The organism is Gemmatimonadaceae bacterium (assembly GCA_035606695.1).
Lineage (GTDB): Bacteria > Gemmatimonadota > Gemmatimonadetes > Gemmatimonadales > Gemmatimonadaceae > JAQBQB01.
In genome coordinates, this window is record DATNEW010000043.1 from 167,672 (window position 1) to 184,536 (window position 16,865).

Below are 16,865 nucleotides of genomic sequence, written 5' to 3' on the forward strand. Positions count from 1 at the left end.
TCATGGCAGTGGCGATGCGAACCGGACCCGACGTCGATCGCGCGGTGGTGTTGTTTCACGCACTTTCCGACGCGACGCGACTCGGCATTCTCGACATGCTGAAGGATGGGGAGCGATGTGTGTGCGAGCTGCAAGACGAGCTCGACGCGGCCCAGTCGCGCCTGTCGTTTCACTTGCGCGTGCTGAAGGAGGCGGGACTGGTCACCGATCGACGCGAAGGCCGCTGGTCGTATTACACGATCGCGCCGAACGCCTTGGCCGAGGTGCATGACATCGCTGTCGGGATGCAGCCGCGGCGAAACGGATTGCCGGTCCCGCGCCGTGCCTGTTGCGAGTAGGGTTTTGTCGTCTCCGATTCATCAAATTTTATTGATTGAGAGAATACTTATGAATGCCGAAACGACCAAGGTTCCGATGACGCTGGAAGCGATTCGCGCGACGGTGCAGGCACGCTACGGCGCGGCGGCCCAGCGTGTGGCTGACGGGGACACGAAGGGCGCATCGTGTTGCGGTCCCGCCGGCGACTCGAGCGGCTGTTGCGGCTCGACGAGCGAGTCGTGGGATCCGATCACGGCCGATCTCTACGAGGCGGGGGAGACGGCCGGCCTTCCCGCCGAGGCACTGCTGGCGTCGCTCGGCTGCGGGAATCCAACGGCGCTCGCCGAACTGCACGAGGGAGACGTGGTGCTCGATCTCGGCTCCGGCGGCGGCATCGACGTGCTGCTCAGCGCGAAGCGTGTCGGGCCGACCGGAAAGGCGTACGGGCTGGACATGACCGACGAGATGCTCGCGCTCGCACTCGAGAACAAGGCGAAGGCCGGCGCGACGAACGTCGAGTTTCTCAAAGGGCACATCGAGTCGATTCCGCTCCCCTCGAGCACCGTCGACGTCATCATCTCCAATTGCGTGATCAACTTGTCGGGCGACAAGCCGCGCGCGCTGGCCGAGGCGTTTCGTGTGCTCAAACCGGGCGGGCGGTTCGCGGTGAGTGATGTGATCGTTCGCGAAGGATTGCCGGCCGCGGTGAAGGAGAGCATGGCGCTGTGGACGGGCTGCGTCGCCGGGGCGCTCGAGGAGAACGAGTTCATCGCGATGCTTCGCGACGTTGGATTTGTCGACGCGAGCATTGAACCGACGCGCGTGTACACACGCGACGATGCGGCGGCGCTGCTGCAAGGAACCGGGCTGGACGAATCGCTCGCCGATCAGGTGGACGGGAAGATCATGAGCGGGTTCGTCCGCGCAACGAAGCCGGGCGGATCGCCGCGCTCCGACAAGCCGCGCCGGAACCTCGCTGCACTGAGCGCAAGACAAGGTACACGCGAGTGTGGTTGCGACGACGGCTGCTGCACCTGACCATGAGGATATTGTGATGACCACTTCGACGACGAGCGTTTCCGACTCCGCTTCGATTCGCGTCGCGACGCTCGACGATCTACCGGCGATCGAGCGACTGCTTCGCGCCGCCGAGCTGCCGACCGACGGCGTCGCTGGCATCGTGAAGCAGCACGCCGCCAACTTCGTCGTGGCCGAGGTCCGAGACGCTGACACCGATCGTCCGAGCCTGGTGGGCGTCGCGGGACTCGAGGTATGCTGCGACAACGCGCTGCTTCGATCGGTTGCGGTTCGCCCGGAGTGGCGCCAGCATGGCGTTGGCCGAACGCTCGTTCAGCGACTCGTCTGCGAGGCTGAATCGCGAGGCATTCACGCGCTCTTCCTGCTGACGATGACGGCGGAGCATTACTTCCCGCGGTTTGGATTCGAGCGAATCGAGCGCGGCGAGGTGCCGCCGGAGATCGCGGCGACGTTGGAATTCAAGTCGGCGTGTCCGGCGTCGGCGGTCGCCATGGTGAAGCCGCTCGGCTGAATCACCGAAACCCTGATCGCACCGACCGATGCGAATCGCGCTCATCTCGGACATCCATGCGAACCTTCCGGCGCTCGAGGCGGTGCTCGATGACATCGATCGCGCGCACCTCGACGGCATCTATCATCTCGGGGATCTCGTTGGCTACGCGCCGTGGCCCAACGAAGTGGTCGCGATGATCGCGTCGCGCGGAATCGCCGGCGTCGCGGGAAATTACGACACGACCGTCGCCGCTGGATACAAGCACTGCGGATGCCGTTACGAGGATGCGCGACAGGAAGCACTGTCCCATCTGTCATATGCGTGGACGCTGGAGAACACGTCAGCCGGCACGAAGGCGTTTCTTGGCGCGCTTCCGTTTCGCCTCGATCTGCGACCGAACGGCGGCCACGTCTCCGGTCCGACCATCACGCTCCTGCACGGGAATCACGTGCTCAACACGGTCTACGTGACCGAAGATCGGTCGGACGACTTTCTCGCGAACATGGCGGCTGGGGTCGGCGCACGCGCCGGCGACGTGGTTGCGTTTGGGCACACGCACAAGCCGTGGCATCGCGTCGTCGGCGACGTGCATTTCATCAACACCGGCAGTGTCGGTCGGCCGAAGGATGGAGATTGGCGCGCGGGCTACGTCATCGTCGGCGTCGAACCGAATGGTGTCACCGTCGAATTTCGCCGGGTGGAATATGACGTCGAACGCGCCGCGGCGGCGGTTGTCGCGAGCACGCTGCCGAACGAGCTCGCTGAATTTCTGCGAACGGGTGGACAGCTGACCCCGAGCGTCTGACGCGTGCAATCACTCGCCCGTCGTTCGTTCGTCGAGGCACTCGGGACGTTCACGCTCGTCGCCGTTGGTCCGGGCGCGGCGATGGTGGCGGCGCGCACGCACGCGTTTGGGCCGGCTGGGATCGCGGCGGCGTTCGGGCTCGTCGTGACGTTGATCGTCGCATCGGCTGGACACTTGAGTGGCGCGCACGTGAATCCGGCCGTGACGATCGGCTTCTGGTCGGTTCGTCGATTTCGCGCGCGCGAAGTTCCGGCGTATCTCGTCGCGCAGTGTATCGGCGCGGTCGCCGCATCGTTTCTGCTCGGCTGGCTATTGGGGCCCGTCGGAGACTTTGGCGTAACCGTTCCGGCGCTGCCGACCGCGCAGTCGTTCGTCGTCGAGATGGGATATTCGGGACTGCTGGCGTTCGTCATCATGGCGGTCGCGACCGATCCGCGATCGCCGGCGTCGATTGCGCCGTTTGCGATCGGTCTCACCGTGGGCGCCGGTGCGTTGGTGACCGGGCCGCTGACGGGCGGCAGCTTCAATCCGGCGCGGTCGCTCGGCCCGGCGATGGCGTCGGGGATCTGGACCGCGCACTGGCTCTACTGGGCCGCGCCGATCCTCGGCATGATCGCGGGCATGCGCGTGTATGAGCTCGTGCGATCGGCGGATATGGGCCATGTGCCGACGGGAACCGAGGGGCCGATTGACGAGCGAGCAACGTAACTGACGCACGACGTTTCCGTCGCGATCGTGTATCGCTTGGACGGCGGGGAGGCGGGGGCTAACTTCGTTGGCGTTACGAATCGTGTCACGCCCCCAGGGAGTCCCATGCTCGGCCGTCTTCTGCCACGCGACGACCAGTTCTTCGAACTCTTCGACCTGCTCGCGGCGCATCTCGCCACCACGGCGCAGCGCCTCGACACGCTGTTCGGCGACGTGCAGAACGTCAATACGTACGTGAAGGAGATCAAGGACATCGAGCACAAGGCCGACCTCCTCACGGCCACGGTCAATCAGCGCATCGACAAGAGCTTCATCACGCCGATCGACCGCGAGGACATTCACACGCTCGCGTCGCGGCTGGACGACGTGATCGATCTGCTCGACGGCACCGCGCGCCGCTTCGCGATGCTTCACATCACCGAGGTGCGGCCGCCGGCGAAGCACCTCACCAATGTGCTGTGCCGAGCGGCGGGGGAGATTCAGGCAGCGGTCGCCGGGATGCGCAAGCCGCGGCTCGTCAACGAGCATGTCGCGCTGATCAAGCATCTCGAGGAGGAAGGCGACGCGATCTATCACGAGGCGGTCGGTGCGCTCTTCGCGGGTTCGCCGGATCCGCTCGACGTGATCAAGTGGAAGGAGATGTACGACACGCTCGAGCGGGCGATCGACAGCTGCATGGGCGTCGCGCAGGTGCTGCAGAGCATCTCGCTCAAGAACGCGTGATCCCGACTCCTCGCTCCGAGCGCCGCGCGTGATCGGTTACGTCCTCGCGATCATTCTGATCGCGTTTTGCTTCGACTTCTTCAACGGCTTTCACGATTCGGCGAACTCGATCGCCACGATCGTGGGTACGCGCGTGTTGAATCCACTCGCGGCCGTGATCTGGGCCGCGATCTTCAATTTCGCCGCGGCGTTCACGAGCTCGCTCGCGGTGGCGAAAGCGATCGGCGGCGGGATGATCAATCAACACGTCGTCACGCCGAACGTGATTCTCGCCGCGCTGCTCGGCGCGATCGCCTGGGATCTCATCACGTGGTGGTTTGGAATTCCCTCGAGCTCCTCGCACGCGCTGATCGGCGGATACGCCGGCGCGGCGATCGCGAAGGCGGGATTGATCGGCATCACGTGGGGAAAGCAGTGGGTCGAGACGCTGTCGTTCATCGTCGTCTCGCCGCTGATCGGCCTGGCGGCCGGGTTCACGCTGATGACGTCCGTGTATTGGATTTTCCAGCGTCTGCCGGCGCGGCGCGTGGACAAGTTGTTTCGTCCGGGCCAGCTCTTCAGCTCGGCGCTCTTGTCGTACTCGCACGGCAGCAATGATGCGCAGAAGACGATGGGCATCATCGTCGGACTGCTGGTATCGGTGAAGGACAAGTTCGCGATCCAGACGGGCTTCCTGCACCATCTCTACCTGGCGAACAACGACACGGTGCCGGATTGGGTCCGGCTAGGCGCGTACAGCGCGATGGCGCTCGGGACGTTGTTCGGCGGCTGGCGCATCGTGCACACGATGGGGTCGCGCATCACGAAGCTGCGTCCGGTGGGCGGATTCTGCTCGGATACCGCGGGCGCGAGCGCCATTCTGTTGGCGACGCACTTTGGAATTCCGGTGAGCACCACGCACACGATTACGGGTTCGATCGTCGGCGTCGGCGCGACACAGCGGTTGTCGGCGGTGCGGTGGGGAATCGCCGGGCGGATCGTGTGGGCGTGGGTCCTGACGATTCCGGCGTCCGCGCTCATGGCGGCGGTGTTGTACTTCATTCTTTCGCACGTCGTGCCGCTCTAGCGTTTCCCTGGCGCGCGACGACTGGCCATCGCCGATATACTACGATATCGGCAACCGGCGGGACGAATGGAATCGAGCCAACACATTACGTTCGCGAACGCGGAGGATGCGTCGCGATATGAGGCGCGCGTCGCGGGACACGACGAGGTGGCCATGGTGGCCTACGAGCACCGCGGCGACACGATCGTCTTCACGCACACCGCTGTCCCATCAACGTTAGAGGGGAAAGGCGTGGGCAGCGCGCTCGCGCATTACGTGTTGGAGGACGCGAAGCGGCAGGGGTTGCGCGTCGCGGTGAAGTGTCCGTTCATCACCGCGTATATCGGGCGGCATCCGGAGTATCGCGGGTTGATGTCGTCGGAGCCCAGTTTGGAGCGCGGCGACGACGCGGCTATCGATGAGGCGGTGGACGAAACGTTCCCGGCCAGCGATCCGCCGGCGTGGATGCCGTAACGGCGACCGCGACGCATGGCGTCGGTCAATCGTTGGCCCAGCTTCGAAAGCGGAGAGCAAGGCATCCACTACTCGTGCACGCCGGCGAGGCGCTCGGCGAAGTCCGTGGCGGCGGTCGCGAACGTCGCGAACTGTCCGTTCAGCCAATCCGCACGTGCGCGAGCGAATGCGCCGCGGGCATCTGCCCTCGCACGCTCGGCCAGGGCGAGGAGCCCGTCGCGCGCGTCGGGAGCGTCCGTCGAGGCGAGTTCGAGTGCGCGGCGCAGTTCGTGAATCATGACGTGCGCGTCGTGCAACGCGCCCAATTCGTCTTGCAGTGATTTGAGCCTCGCGAGCAGTTCGGCGCCGGCGGCGACTGAGTCGACGGCAGGTTCGGTGAGATAGCGCAGCCGCTTCGCGTCGATCCGCGCCTCGTGCACTTCAGATTCGTCGTGGACATTGTGAACGTTCGACAGCTCGTCGCCGAGGGCATCGACGTGCGGCGCGATACGAAGCGCGATCGCGCGGGCCAGCGTCACGCCCCCATGCGGCGCTTCGAGCGGCTGCTCGAACACGGCGAGGCGTTCGACGAGCGAATGGCCGACCTTGTCGACAGACGCGAGCAGCGCGGTGTTCCCCTGTCCATCAGCGAGGGGATGCCGCGCGATGAGATATTGCGCGAGCCAATCGGCGCCGCGCCGGCGCTTGACGCGAAATCCCTTCGCGGCACCGCCGAGCCAGGCGAGCTGCACCTCGATGTCACGCGCGGCGTTGGTCGCGTGCGCCAGGTCGCGCAGCCGGCGGCGATCCTTGCCTCGAACGGCATCTCCAAGCTCGTCGTCGAACGCGCGCAACCAGCTGCGGAGCCGCCGAACCGCGACGCGAAAGTCATGCAGCGCGTCCGGATCGGTCGCCGTGGCGATTCGCACGGCAGCCCCGTGCGCGTCCTCGAGCAGGCCGAGGGCCACGAGGCGAATGCCCTGGGCGACTGGTGACGAGAGCGTAGCGAGGTCGACGCGCATGCAATGAGAATCTATCGCGACCTCATGCGACGGTCCCCGCCACGATAGTGAACTTTGATCTGATTAGAAGTTCGCCTGGAAGTGCAGGAAGAGACTCGATGCATCCGCCGGCGCGCGCAGGTTCGTGGCGGTCGATGTGGGGAAGCTGACTCCGTGTTGCTTCTGCCAATCGAGTGCGAACGTCAGCTTCTGATTGAGATCATACGATGCGCCGAGAATCCAGAAGTTGAGCGAGGGTGTGGTGCCGGCGTAATTCGCGGCGGTCGGACTCGTGTTCGGCGTGAAGTGGTCGAAGCGGGCGATCAGCTGCAGACCCGACTTCTGCGACGCGTCGAACAATTCGATGGGGCGGAAGACGACGAACCCGTCGAGCAGGCGGCCGGTGGAATCGTGTTCGACGCGGGGCGCAGCGATCGTATTGGCGTCCGTCTCGCTCGCGTCCTTACGGACGGCCCATTCGGCGCCGGCATTCACGCGACGTTCCTTCACGCCGACGAAGATGCCGTAGCGGTCGCGCTGCAGACCGCCCGTGATCGCGCCGTTTGTGCCCGGTCCGACCTGACCCGCGCCGCCAGTCGCAAAGTTGCTCCCGACCCAACCTTTGTAGAACCAGGGCGAGATCGTGAACGACTTGACGATGGCGTTCATGTCCTTCTCGTTCCCGAGCGGCGTCAGCGAGAGGCGCAGGGCGAAATCTTTGAACCGGTCCTTCTCGAACGACGTGTATCCTGGGCCGTTCGTGATCGTGCCGTAGATCTCGCCCATGTGGTTGCCGAGCGTCGCGAGACCCGCGACGCCGCCGTCGGCCGACGAGAAGAAGCCTGAACGCTCGATGGCCGTCTGCTGCAAGTACCGCGGCCAGGAGCCTTCCTCATGATCGATCACGACAGTGTGCAGGATACCGATGCGTCCGAGGAGACTCGAGCCCGTCCCGAACTCGTTGCGCAGGCCCGTGTACTGGAGGTACGCGTATTTGATGCGCACTGCCCAGCCCTGGTAATAGGCGTTCTGTGCGGCATTCGTGTTTTGAAATACGTCCGTGGTGACGCGAATCGCGCCGTTGTCGCCCGCGGGCATGCGAAACGTCAAGTACGCGCGGTCGAGACTGAACTGATTCACATGTTGGCCGCCATTCTGCGCCTGGCCGAGCGAGTCGAGTCGGTAGTTGTAGCTGCCGAAGATGACGCCTGAAAAATCAAAGGCCGGGGTGACCACGGTCGGTGCGGCTGGTTGCTGCGCAAACCCCGTTGTTGGCGCGAGCGCGACGACGATGGCCGTCGCAAGGAGTCGCAAGGAGCGATAGGTCATGAGTGTCTGGCGTGAGGGAAGGGAGTGGGGGATTCGCACTACTCTGAACTGCTCTACTTCGATGCGACGTTCTTCACCATGCCGAGGCGCTTGTCGAGCATCGCGACGATCGATTTCGGCAGCGGCGAATAATCGAGTCCCGGCGCGTCATTCTCGCCGTCGTGGATTGCCCACTTGATGAAGTCGATGAGCTTCTTGCCCTTGGCGGGATCGGCCTGCGTCTGGCTCACGAGCAGGTAGGTGAACGACGAGATCGGATACGCGGTCTTGCCCGGCGCATTGACGATCGAGACGCGGAAATCCGTGTTCGCCGGAAGCCTCGTGGCGATGCCCGCCGCCGCTTCGGTGACCGATTCGATCGAGGGCAGCACGAACGTGCCCGCGGAGTTCCTGATCGCGCCGTAGGGCAGTTTCTTCTGACGCGCGTACGCGAGCTCGATATAGCCGATCGCTCCCGGCACCTGCGCGACCTGACCCGCGACGCCGTCATTGCCCTTGCCGCCCAAACCGACGGGCCACTGGAGATCCTTGCCCCTGCCCGGGCCGGACTTCCACGCCGTGCTCACGTCGGTCAGATAATCAGAGAAGATGTACGTCGTGCCGCTGCCGTCCGAGCGATGCACGACGAGAATATCCTTATTCGGCAGCGTGACGCCTTTGTTGAGCGCGGCGATCTGCGAGTCGTTCCACTTGGTGATCTTGCCGAGGAAGATGTTGGCGATGAGATCGCCGGTGAAGTTCAGCGGCTTGCCGAGATTCGGCAGATTGTACGTGATGACGACCGCGCCGAGCACGGTCGGGATGTGATAGGCCGGCGTCTTGAGCTTCGAGATCTCTTCGTCGGTCATCGGCGCGTCGGAGGCGCCGAAATCGACTGTGCCTTCGGTGAACTGTTTGACGCCGCCGCCCGAGCCGATCGGCTGATAGTTGATCTGTACGCCAGTCTTCGCCGCGTAGTCCTTGAACCACTTCGCGTAAAGCGGTGCCGGGAACGTGGCGCCGGCGCCGTTCAAATCCTGCGCGGAGAGCCGCGGGACAAACGCCAGCGCGGTGAGCGCAGCCAGTCCGACGTATCTCGCGTAACTCGAAACGCGTGCGATCACGAGGTGCTCCTGTTGTCGTTGTGGGGGTTGGTAGTGCGCCTCAACCTCCATGCGACTCGTAAAGGAGCCATGGATCGTGTGTAACGCTTGCGTCACTGGCTGTGCCGAATGAGAACGGCCGGCCTCGAGCCGAGCTCCGTTACATGGCCGTTACATGACGTTACCTGGACGGTTGCACGATGCGGCGAGCGTTCGGCAAGGCTTTGACGGCGCATTCCGCGCCTGTGCCGAGCAAAGAAAACCATCCGCTGCCGGAGTGATTCGTGAGACGTTGGCCGATCGTCGCGCTTGTTTGCGTTGCCTGGGCCTGTGGCTCGAACGCCGACAACACAAAGACAACGGGCGATAGCTCGAAGGTCGCGGCGTCGACCACGGGCGGCGCGTCGGGTGCGGACCTGAACGGTGCGGGTGCGACCTTCCCGTACCCGATCTATGACAAGTGGTTCAAGGAATACTCATCGAAAGCGAACGTGAACATCAACTATCAGCCGATCGGCTCGGGTGGCGGTGTCAAGCAGCTGCAAGAGCAAACGGTTGATTTCGGCGCGTCCGACGCGCCGATGTCCGACGCCGAGCTGCAAGCGGCGAAAGGCGGACCGGTAGTTCATTTTCCGACGGTGATCGGCGCCGTCGCGATCGCGTACAATCTTCCGGGTGTGACGCAGCCGATCAGGCTCACCGGTCCGGTGCTCGCCGACATTTTTCTCGGCACGATCAACAAGTGGAACGACACGCGCATCGCCGCGCTCAACGCCGGTGTGAGGCTGCCTGCCACTGACGTACTCGTCGCGCATCGCTCGGATGGCAGCGGCACGACATTCATGTTCTCTGATTATCTGAGCACGGTGAGTCCGGCGTGGAAGACGGGTCCGGGAAAGGGCAAAGACCTGCAATGGCCCGTTGGTCTCGGCGGCAAAGGCAACGATGGAGTGGCGGGTGTCATCAAGCAGACCGCGGGCGGCGTGGGATACGTCGAGCTCGCGTACGCCAAGCAAAACAATCTTCCGACTGCACTGCTGCAGAATGCGGCCGGCCAATTCGTGGCACCGTCAGTCGAAGGTGCGACAGCAGCGGCGGCGGGCGCCGCGGAGAAACTCGGCGCGAATACGGACTATCGCATCTCGATCGTGAATGCGCCCGGCGCCCAGGCGTATCCGATCGCATCGATGACGTGGCTCCTCGTGTACAAGACCATGCCGAACGCGGCCAAGGCGAAGAAGCTCACCGATTTCATGAAGTGGATGTATTTGACGGGCGAGCAGGAGGTGTCGACGCTCTTCTACGCGCCGCTGCCGCCGTCGCTCGTATCGCGGTTGACGGCGCGCGTGGACTCGCTCGCCGCCGGAAGCCCGAAGTGACCTACGGCTCCGTCTCGCCGATCACGCCGCCGCCCAGCGCGGCGGTGCAGCCCAGGGTACGAATCGAGGGTTCGTCGACGGGCGATCGCGTCTATCGCGCCGTGACGACCGGAATGGCGCTCGTTGTACCGGTGCTGCTCGTGCTCATCGCATGGGTGGTGTTCAAGGCGGGTTGGCCCGCGCTTCGCGCGTTCGGTCTCGGCTTCTTCACCGACAGTGGATGGGACGCGGTCAATGGCCATTTCGGCGCGGCGCCTGCCGTCTTCGGAACGATCGTTTCCTCGCTTGTCGCGCTGATCATCGCGACGCCGCTTGCGGTCGGAGTGGCAATCTTTCTGTCCGAGTTTGCGCCGCGGTGGATTCGCCAACCGATCGCGTTCTTCGTGGATCTTCTCGCGGCGATTCCCAGCGTCGTCTACGGGCTGTGGGGCATTCTGGTGCTCGTGCCGGCGATTCGCGCGCACTTCATGCCCTTCGTGAAAGACACGCTGCATCTCGGCGACTTTCCGCTGTTCTCCGGTCCCGCGTACGGTCCGAGCATGTTCGCCGCCGGCGTGATCCTCGCCATCATGATTTTGCCATACATCTCCGCGGTGACGCGCGAGGTATTGATGGCGGTGCCGCGCTCGCAGCGCGAAGCCGCGCTCGCACTCGGTGCGACGCGATGGGAGATGATCTGGGATGCCGTGCTGCCGTATGCGCGCTCCGGCATCATCGGCGGGATCATTCTCGGGCTGGGGCGAGCGCTGGGTGAGACGATGGCGGTGACGATGGTGATCGGCAATCGCCATGAGATCAGCGCATCCCTGTTTCAGCCGGGCTATACGATGGCCTCGCTCATCGCGAACGAGTTCAGCGAGGCGACGAGTGATTTGCACATGGCGTCGTTGATGGCGGTCGGTGCGGGGCTGTTCGTGATCACGGTGATCGTGAACGCGATCGCGCGCTGGCTCGTGTGGCGTACCGCGCGAGCCGGCGCATGACCGCGGCTGCCCTGCCGACGGGGCGACGCCCTGCGCGCTCGTACCGCGACATGCTCGCGGCGGGCACGGCGCGTACGCTGCGGCGCCGGCACTTCACGAGCCGTGTCATGATCGCGCTGACGTATGCTGCGGCGGCTGTGGCGATTCTTCCGCTCATTCTGATCGTGTGGCATTTGATGCGGGAAGGTGCGTCGTCGGTGAACTGGGATTTCTTCACGAGGATTCCGGCTGCACCGGGCGACGCACACGGCGGAATGGCGAACGCGATCGTCGGCACCGGGATCATCGTGCTGCTCGCATCGGCGATTGGATTGCCGGTGGGGATTGGCGCCGGGTTGTATCTCGCGGAGCAGCGGAATGGAAAGTTGGCGACGGTCGTTCGCTTTCTCTCCGACGTGTTGAACGGATTGCCGTCGATCGTGCTTGGCATCTTCGCCTGGGGCCTGCTCGTCAAACCGTTCAAGCATTTCTCCGCGTTAGCGGGTGGTATCGCCCTCGCGGGAATGATGATTCCGCTCGTGACGCGCACGACGGAAGAGATGATTCGGCTCGTGCCAGTGTCGATGCGCGAGGCGGCGCTGGCGTTGGGGTACACGCGCTGGCGTACGTCGCTCGCGGTGGTGTTGCGTACCGCGCTGCCGGGGATCGTCACCGGCGCGCTCGTGGCGGTGGCGCGCATCGCGGGCGAGACCGCACCACTGATTTTCACGGCGTTCGGCAATCAATTCTGGTCGCTGTCGCCGACGCAGCCGATCGCTGCGTTACCCATGCAGATCTACAACTATGCAATTTCTCCCTACGACGACTGGCACGCGCAAGCCTGGGCGGGGGCGCTCGTCCTCCTCGGTCTCGTCCTCGTCATCAGCCTCGCGGCCCGCTTCGCTACCCGTTCCCGCTTTGGACCCGGCGGCGACTGAGCCGGCGCAGGTGCCGGCGATCGGTGTCGACGCGCTCGATGCGTACTTCGGTGCGTCGCGCGTCGTGCGCGATGTGAGGTTCGCCGTGCCGACGGGAGAGGTCACCGCGATCATCGGACCGTCGGGCTGTGGAAAGTCGACGTTGTTGCGGTGCTTGAATCGCATGCACGAGACAGTCGCCGGCGCGCGTGTCGAAGGCGAAGTGCGCTTCGACGGGCGCGACATCTATGAGCACGGCGTGAGCGCGATCAGCGTGCGCCGGCACATCGGCATGGTGTTTCAACGGCCGACGCCGTTTCCCACGATGTCGATTCGCGGCAATGTCGCGGCAGGGCTCAAGGTGTTGCCGCGCGGTGAGCGGCCATCGCGGCGCGACACCGACGGCGTCGTCGAGCAGGCGCTGCGCCGCGCGGCCCTGTGGGACGAAGTGAAAGATCGTTTGCACACGAGCGCGGTTGCGCTGTCGGGCGGACAGCAGCAGCGACTGTGCATCGCGCGTGCGCTTGCGACGTCGCCGCGCGTGCTGCTGCTCGATGAGCCGACCGCGTCGCTCGATCCGATCAGCACACAGCGCGTCGAAGAGCTCGTCTACGAGCTGCGCTCGCAGGTGACGATCATCATCGTGACGCACAACATGCAACAGGCGGCGCGCATGTCCGATCGCACGGCGTTCATGCTCGCCGGAGAATTGATCGAGTACGCCCCGACGAACTCGATGTTCACGACGCCAAAAGATTCGCGCACGGAAGCGTACGTGACGGGGAGGTTCGGATGACCGCGGTGGGCGTTGGGCGATCGGCGCCGGGCGAAAACGGCGCGAACGACGGAGCCACTGAGCGCGGAGCCGTGTCGGCTGACAACTTCTCGTTCTGGTACGGGCCCAAGCAGGCGCTGCACGGTATCACCCTGTCGATGGAACCGCGGAGCGTCACGGCGCTGATCGGACCGTCGGGCTGCGGCAAGTCGACGTTTCTGCGATCGATTAATCGCATGAACGCGCTGTTGCCCGGCGTTCGGCACGAAGGCACGATCTGTCTCGACGAGACCGACGTGTACACGGGCGATATCGACCCGGTGACACTGCGCCGCCGCGTGGGCATGGTGTTTCAGCGCTGGAATCCGTTTCCGAAATCGATTTACGACAACGTTGCGTACGGGCCGAAGATCAACGGAATTCGCAATCGAGCCGATCTCGACGCGATCGTCGAATCGGCGTTGCAGCGCGCGGCGCTGTGGGACGAGGTGAAGGATCGTCTGCGCCAGAGCGCGCTCGGACTTTCGGGTGGGCAACAGCAACGCATGTGCATCGCGCGGACGCTGGCGAACGAGCCCGAGGTGTTGCTCCTCGACGAACCGGCGAGCGCGCTCGACCCGATCGCGACGCAAAAGATCGAAGAGCTGGTCTACGAGCTGAAACGCGACCTCACGATCATCATCGTCACGCACAATCTGCAGCAGGCGGCGCGCGTATCGGATTCGACCGCGTTCTTCTATCTGGGTCAGCTCATCGAAGTCGGGCCGACCGATCGCATGTTCACGAGCCCGGTCAACGAACGGACCGAGGCATACATCACCGGGAGGTTCGGATGACACCCGCCGAAAGTACCGCGGCCGTTGGCTTCCGGCATTTTCACGATCAACTGGCGCATCTCAAGCAGCGCCTCCTCGACATGTCGGACCTCGCAACGTCATTGCTCGATCTGTCGGTCGACGCGTTGCTCAGTCGCGACGCGAACATGGCGGAAGCCGTGCTCGCCGGCGACAAGGAGCTCGACATGCTCGAGGTGGAAGTCGAGGATCAGGCAATTGGATTGCTCGCGCTGCAGCAGCCCATGGCGCGCGACCTCCGCTTCATCATTTCCTCGATCAAGGTCACGAACGATCTTGAGCGCGTCGGCGACCACGCGGTCAACATCGCGCAAAGCGCCATGCGCCTGGCCGCGACGACGACGGTGATCACGCCAGATCCCGAGATCGCCGAGATGGCACGGCGCGCGCGGCAGATGTTACGCGACGCGCTCACCGCGTTCGTGAGAGCCGACGGCACACTCGGACGTCAGGTCTGCCGCGCCGACGACGAAGTGGATGCGATGCACAACTCCGTCTTTCGCATTCTGGTAACCCACATGATGGAAGACGCGCGGACGATCACGCCGTCGCTGGAGTTGTTTCTCGTCAGCCGCAACCTCGAGCGCGTGGCCGACCTCGCGACGAACATCGGCGAAGACGCGGTATTTCTTGCCGAGGGCAAGCAGATCAAGCATCACGCCGAGGAGAGCGTGCCGGTCAGTGGTGCCGGGAGGTGAGCACTGAAGCGCCTGGAGGCCCTCGCCGCGCGACGCACCGTTTGTCAAGTACCGTTGTGACGTGCTCGTGACGTGAATCATCACGAAGGGGCTGGTGAGCGACCGCGCAAACGCGCTATTAGTAAAAGAGACGTTCTCTGCCCGACTGGCCCCTTCATGACCGAGAAAATCACCGGCGCCTCGCTGTATTTGAATCGCGAGCTCAGCTGGCTTGCGTTCAATGCTCGCGTGCTGCACCAGGCGCTCGATTCGCGCGTGCCGCTGCTCGAGCGCGTCAAGTTCCTCGGGATCTTCAGCGCGAACCTCGACGAGTTCTACATGGTTCGCGTCGCGGGCCTGCGGCGGCAGGTCGCGGCCGGAGTCGCCAAGACGCCGCCCGACGGTCTCACACCCCAGGAACAACTCGACGCGATCGCGGCCGAAATCGCGCGACTCACCTCGCTGCAACGGCGCTGTCTCGTTGACCTGCTCGATGAGCTGGCACCCGCCGGCGTAAAGTTGCTTGCGGTCAAGGATCTCACGCCGAGCGAATGGGGAGAGATCGACGAGTACTTCGAGTCGCAGATCTTTCCCGTGTTGACGCCGCTCGCGGTCGATCCCGGGCATCCATTTCCGTACATCTCGAATCTCTCGCTGTCGCTGGCGGTCGAGATTAGAGATCCGGAAAGCGGCGCGGTGCGCTTCGCGCGCGTGAAGGTGCCGCGCAGCTTGCCGCGTTGGATTCCCGTCGGCGGTCGCCCGTCGCACTTCGTTCCGCTCGAGCAGGTGATTGGCGCCAACCTCAGTTCGCTGTTCTCGGGGATGGACATCGTCGCGTGGTACGCCTTCCGCCTCACGCGCTACTCCGATCTCGAGATTCCGGTCGAAGAGCCGGAAGATCTGCTGGCGACGATCGAGGAGCAGGTCTACAATCGCCGATTCGGCGAAGTCGTGCGGCTCGAGGTGCAGGAGGACATGCCCTCGCATCTGCGCACGCTGCTGCTGGACGAATTGCGCGAAGAGAACGTGCCCGAGGCGGCGCGACTCACCGACCGCGACGTCCACGAGGTTGGCACGTTGCTCGATCTGAGCGAGTTGATGACGCTGGCCGCGCTCGACATTCCCGCGCTGCACGACCCGCCGTTCTCGCCGATCATCCCCGCCGAGCTGCGCGACGGACAGAGCATCTTCGACATCGTTCGTGAGAGCGACGTGTTGCTGCATCATCCGTTCGATTCCTTCACCGCGTCCGTCGAGCGATTCCTGCAGGAAGCCGCCGAAGATCCACAGGTGCTGGCGATCAAGCTCACCCTGTATCGAACCTCCGGCGACACGGCGCTGGTCGATGCGCTCGTCGAAGCGGCGCAGCGCGGCAAGCAGGTCGCCGTCATCGTCGAGCTCAAGGCGCGGTTCGATGAAGCCAACAACATCACGTGGGCGCGGCAGCTCGAAGATGCCGGCGTGCACGTGGCGTTCGGGTCAGCGACGCTCAAGACCCACGTCAAAACCGCTCTCGTGGTTCGACGCGAGGCGGACGGTATGCGCCGCTACATCCACCTGGGCAGCGGCAACTACAATTCGAAGACGGCCCGTCTCTACACCGACGTCGGATTGATTACGTGCAGTCCATCGATCGGTGCGGACGTGAGCGACTTGTTCAACTCGCTCACCGGCTACTCGCGCCAGCGCTTGTATCGCAAGCTGTTCGTGGCGCCGCTCAACTTGCGTGACCGGTTCATCGAGCTGATCCGGCGTGAGACCGATCACGCGCTCGCGGGGCGGCCGGCTCGCATCATCGGAAAGATGAACGCGCTGGTCGACGCGGAAATCATCGACGAGTTGTATCGCGCGTCGCAGGCGGGAGTCGACATCGATCTCATCGTGCGCGGCATCTGCTGTCTGCGGCCGGGGCTCGATGGCGTGAGCGACCGCATTCGCGTGACGAGCATCATCGGCCGTTTCCTTGAACATTCCCGGCTCTGGTACTTCCAGAATGCGGGCGCCGAAGAGTTCTATGTCGGGTCTTCGGATTGGATGCCGCGCAACTTCGATCGGCGCGTGGAAGCCGTTGCGCCGGTCGAGAGTCGCGCATCGCACGAACGGTTGCGTGCACTGCTGACCACGTATCTGCAGGACAATCGCCAGGCGTGGGAACTGAATTGCGACGGCGAGTGGACACAGCGTCAGCCGAACGGCCAAGTGCGCGCGTCGCACGAGCGGCTCCTGCGCAATTCGTGGGGCGGCCTGCGGGAGTCGTTCCCAGCGCGTGACGAAGTCGAGAGCGCGCCGTCCGCGGGCGATTGAGA

18 protein-coding genes are annotated in these 16,865 nt (G+C 64.3%); 15 read left to right on the forward strand and 3 right to left on the reverse strand.

The window, feature by feature from the left end; translation table 11 throughout:
* The first annotated feature begins 2 nt into the window (after positions 1-2).
* The 8 genes from VN706_23475 to VN706_23510 all read left to right on the forward strand — a co-directional run bounded on the left by VN706_23475 (position 3) and on the right by VN706_23510 (position 5,604).
* On the forward strand, positions 3-338 hold the full coding sequence (locus VN706_23475) for a metalloregulator ArsR/SmtB family transcription factor (protein ID HXT18608.1): 336 nt from the start codon (positions 3-5) through the stop codon (positions 336-338).
* A gap of 49 nt (positions 339-387) precedes the next feature.
* Positions 388-1,356 carry an arsenite methyltransferase gene (locus VN706_23480; protein ID HXT18609.1) on the forward strand — a complete coding sequence of 323 codons (969 nt, stop codon included), beginning with the start codon at positions 388-390 and terminating at the stop codon, positions 1,354-1,356.
* Between the two features lie 16 nt (positions 1,357-1,372).
* Positions 1,373-1,867, forward strand: coding sequence for an arsenic resistance N-acetyltransferase ArsN2 (arsN2, locus tag VN706_23485; protein ID HXT18610.1), 495 nt, complete (start codon positions 1,373-1,375; stop codon positions 1,865-1,867).
* 28 nt (positions 1,868-1,895) lie between these two features.
* Positions 1,896-2,654 carry a metallophosphoesterase family protein gene (locus VN706_23490; protein ID HXT18611.1) on the forward strand — a complete coding sequence of 253 codons (759 nt, stop codon included), beginning with the start codon at positions 1,896-1,898 and terminating at the stop codon, positions 2,652-2,654.
* Between the two features lie 3 nt (positions 2,655-2,657).
* On the forward strand, positions 2,658-3,362 hold the full coding sequence (locus VN706_23495) for an aquaporin (GenBank protein HXT18612.1): 705 nt from the start codon (positions 2,658-2,660) through the stop codon (positions 3,360-3,362).
* Between the two features lie 105 nt (positions 3,363-3,467).
* Positions 3,468-4,085, forward strand: coding sequence for a DUF47 family protein (locus VN706_23500; protein ID HXT18613.1), 618 nt, complete (start codon positions 3,468-3,470; stop codon positions 4,083-4,085).
* A gap of 28 nt (positions 4,086-4,113) precedes the next feature.
* Complete coding sequence (locus tag VN706_23505; GenBank protein ID HXT18614.1) at positions 4,114-5,151, forward strand: inorganic phosphate transporter; 1,038 nt, start codon at positions 4,114-4,116, stop codon at positions 5,149-5,151.
* A 66-nt stretch (positions 5,152-5,217) separates the two neighbouring features.
* Positions 5,218-5,604: a GNAT family N-acetyltransferase gene (locus tag VN706_23510; protein ID HXT18615.1), complete on the forward strand. Its 387-nt coding sequence runs from the start codon at positions 5,218-5,220 to the stop codon at positions 5,602-5,604.
* 68 nt (positions 5,605-5,672) lie between these two features.
* Here the strand turns inward: VN706_23510 and VN706_23515 are convergent, their stop codons facing one another.
* From VN706_23515 to pstS (VN706_23525), 3 genes are all read right to left on the reverse strand, one after another.
* Positions 5,673-6,605 (reverse strand): CHAD domain-containing protein, encoded by a 933-nt coding sequence (locus VN706_23515; GenBank protein HXT18616.1) that lies wholly within the window; start codon positions 6,603-6,605, stop codon positions 5,673-5,675.
* 63 nt (positions 6,606-6,668) lie between these two features.
* Positions 6,669-7,913, reverse strand: coding sequence for a hypothetical protein (locus tag VN706_23520; GenBank protein HXT18617.1), 1,245 nt, complete (start codon positions 7,911-7,913; stop codon positions 6,669-6,671).
* A 53-nt stretch (positions 7,914-7,966) separates the two neighbouring features.
* Complete coding sequence (gene pstS, locus VN706_23525; GenBank protein ID HXT18618.1) at positions 7,967-9,016, reverse strand: phosphate ABC transporter substrate-binding protein PstS; 1,050 nt, start codon at positions 9,014-9,016, stop codon at positions 7,967-7,969.
* A 263-nt stretch (positions 9,017-9,279) separates the two neighbouring features.
* On the opposite strand from pstS (VN706_23525), the gene pstS (VN706_23530) reads away from it, so the two are divergent.
* The 7 genes from pstS (VN706_23530) to ppk1 all read left to right on the forward strand — a co-directional run bounded on the left by pstS (VN706_23530) (position 9,280) and on the right by ppk1 (position 16,863).
* Positions 9,280-10,374, forward strand: coding sequence for a phosphate ABC transporter substrate-binding protein PstS (gene pstS, locus VN706_23530; protein HXT18619.1), 1,095 nt, complete (start codon positions 9,280-9,282; stop codon positions 10,372-10,374).
* A complete protein-coding gene (gene pstC, locus VN706_23535; GenBank protein ID HXT18620.1) occupies positions 10,371-11,357 on the forward strand; it encodes a phosphate ABC transporter permease subunit PstC in 987 nt (328 codons plus the stop codon). Before pstS (VN706_23530) ends, pstC begins: the two co-directional genes overlap by 4 nt.
* A complete protein-coding gene (pstA, locus tag VN706_23540) occupies positions 11,354-12,274 on the forward strand; it encodes a phosphate ABC transporter permease PstA (GenBank protein ID HXT18621.1) in 921 nt (306 codons plus the stop codon). Before pstC ends, pstA begins: the two co-directional genes overlap by 4 nt.
* A 10-nt stretch (positions 12,275-12,284) precedes the next feature.
* Positions 12,285-13,049: a phosphate ABC transporter ATP-binding protein PstB gene (gene pstB, locus VN706_23545; GenBank protein ID HXT18622.1), complete on the forward strand. Its 765-nt coding sequence runs from the start codon at positions 12,285-12,287 to the stop codon at positions 13,047-13,049.
* Positions 13,046-13,864, forward strand: a complete 819-nt coding sequence (gene pstB / locus VN706_23550) for a phosphate ABC transporter ATP-binding protein PstB (GenBank protein ID HXT18623.1) — start codon at positions 13,046-13,048, stop codon at positions 13,862-13,864. Before pstB (VN706_23545) ends, pstB (VN706_23550) begins: the two co-directional genes overlap by 4 nt.
* Positions 13,861-14,580, forward strand: coding sequence for a phosphate signaling complex protein PhoU (gene phoU, locus VN706_23555; protein HXT18624.1), 720 nt, complete (start codon positions 13,861-13,863; stop codon positions 14,578-14,580). Before pstB (VN706_23550) ends, phoU begins: the two co-directional genes overlap by 4 nt.
* Before the next feature lie 156 nt (positions 14,581-14,736).
* Positions 14,737-16,863, forward strand: coding sequence for a polyphosphate kinase 1 (ppk1, locus tag VN706_23560; GenBank protein HXT18625.1), 2,127 nt, complete (start codon positions 14,737-14,739; stop codon positions 16,861-16,863).
* Positions 16,864-16,865: the final 2 nt, after the last annotated feature.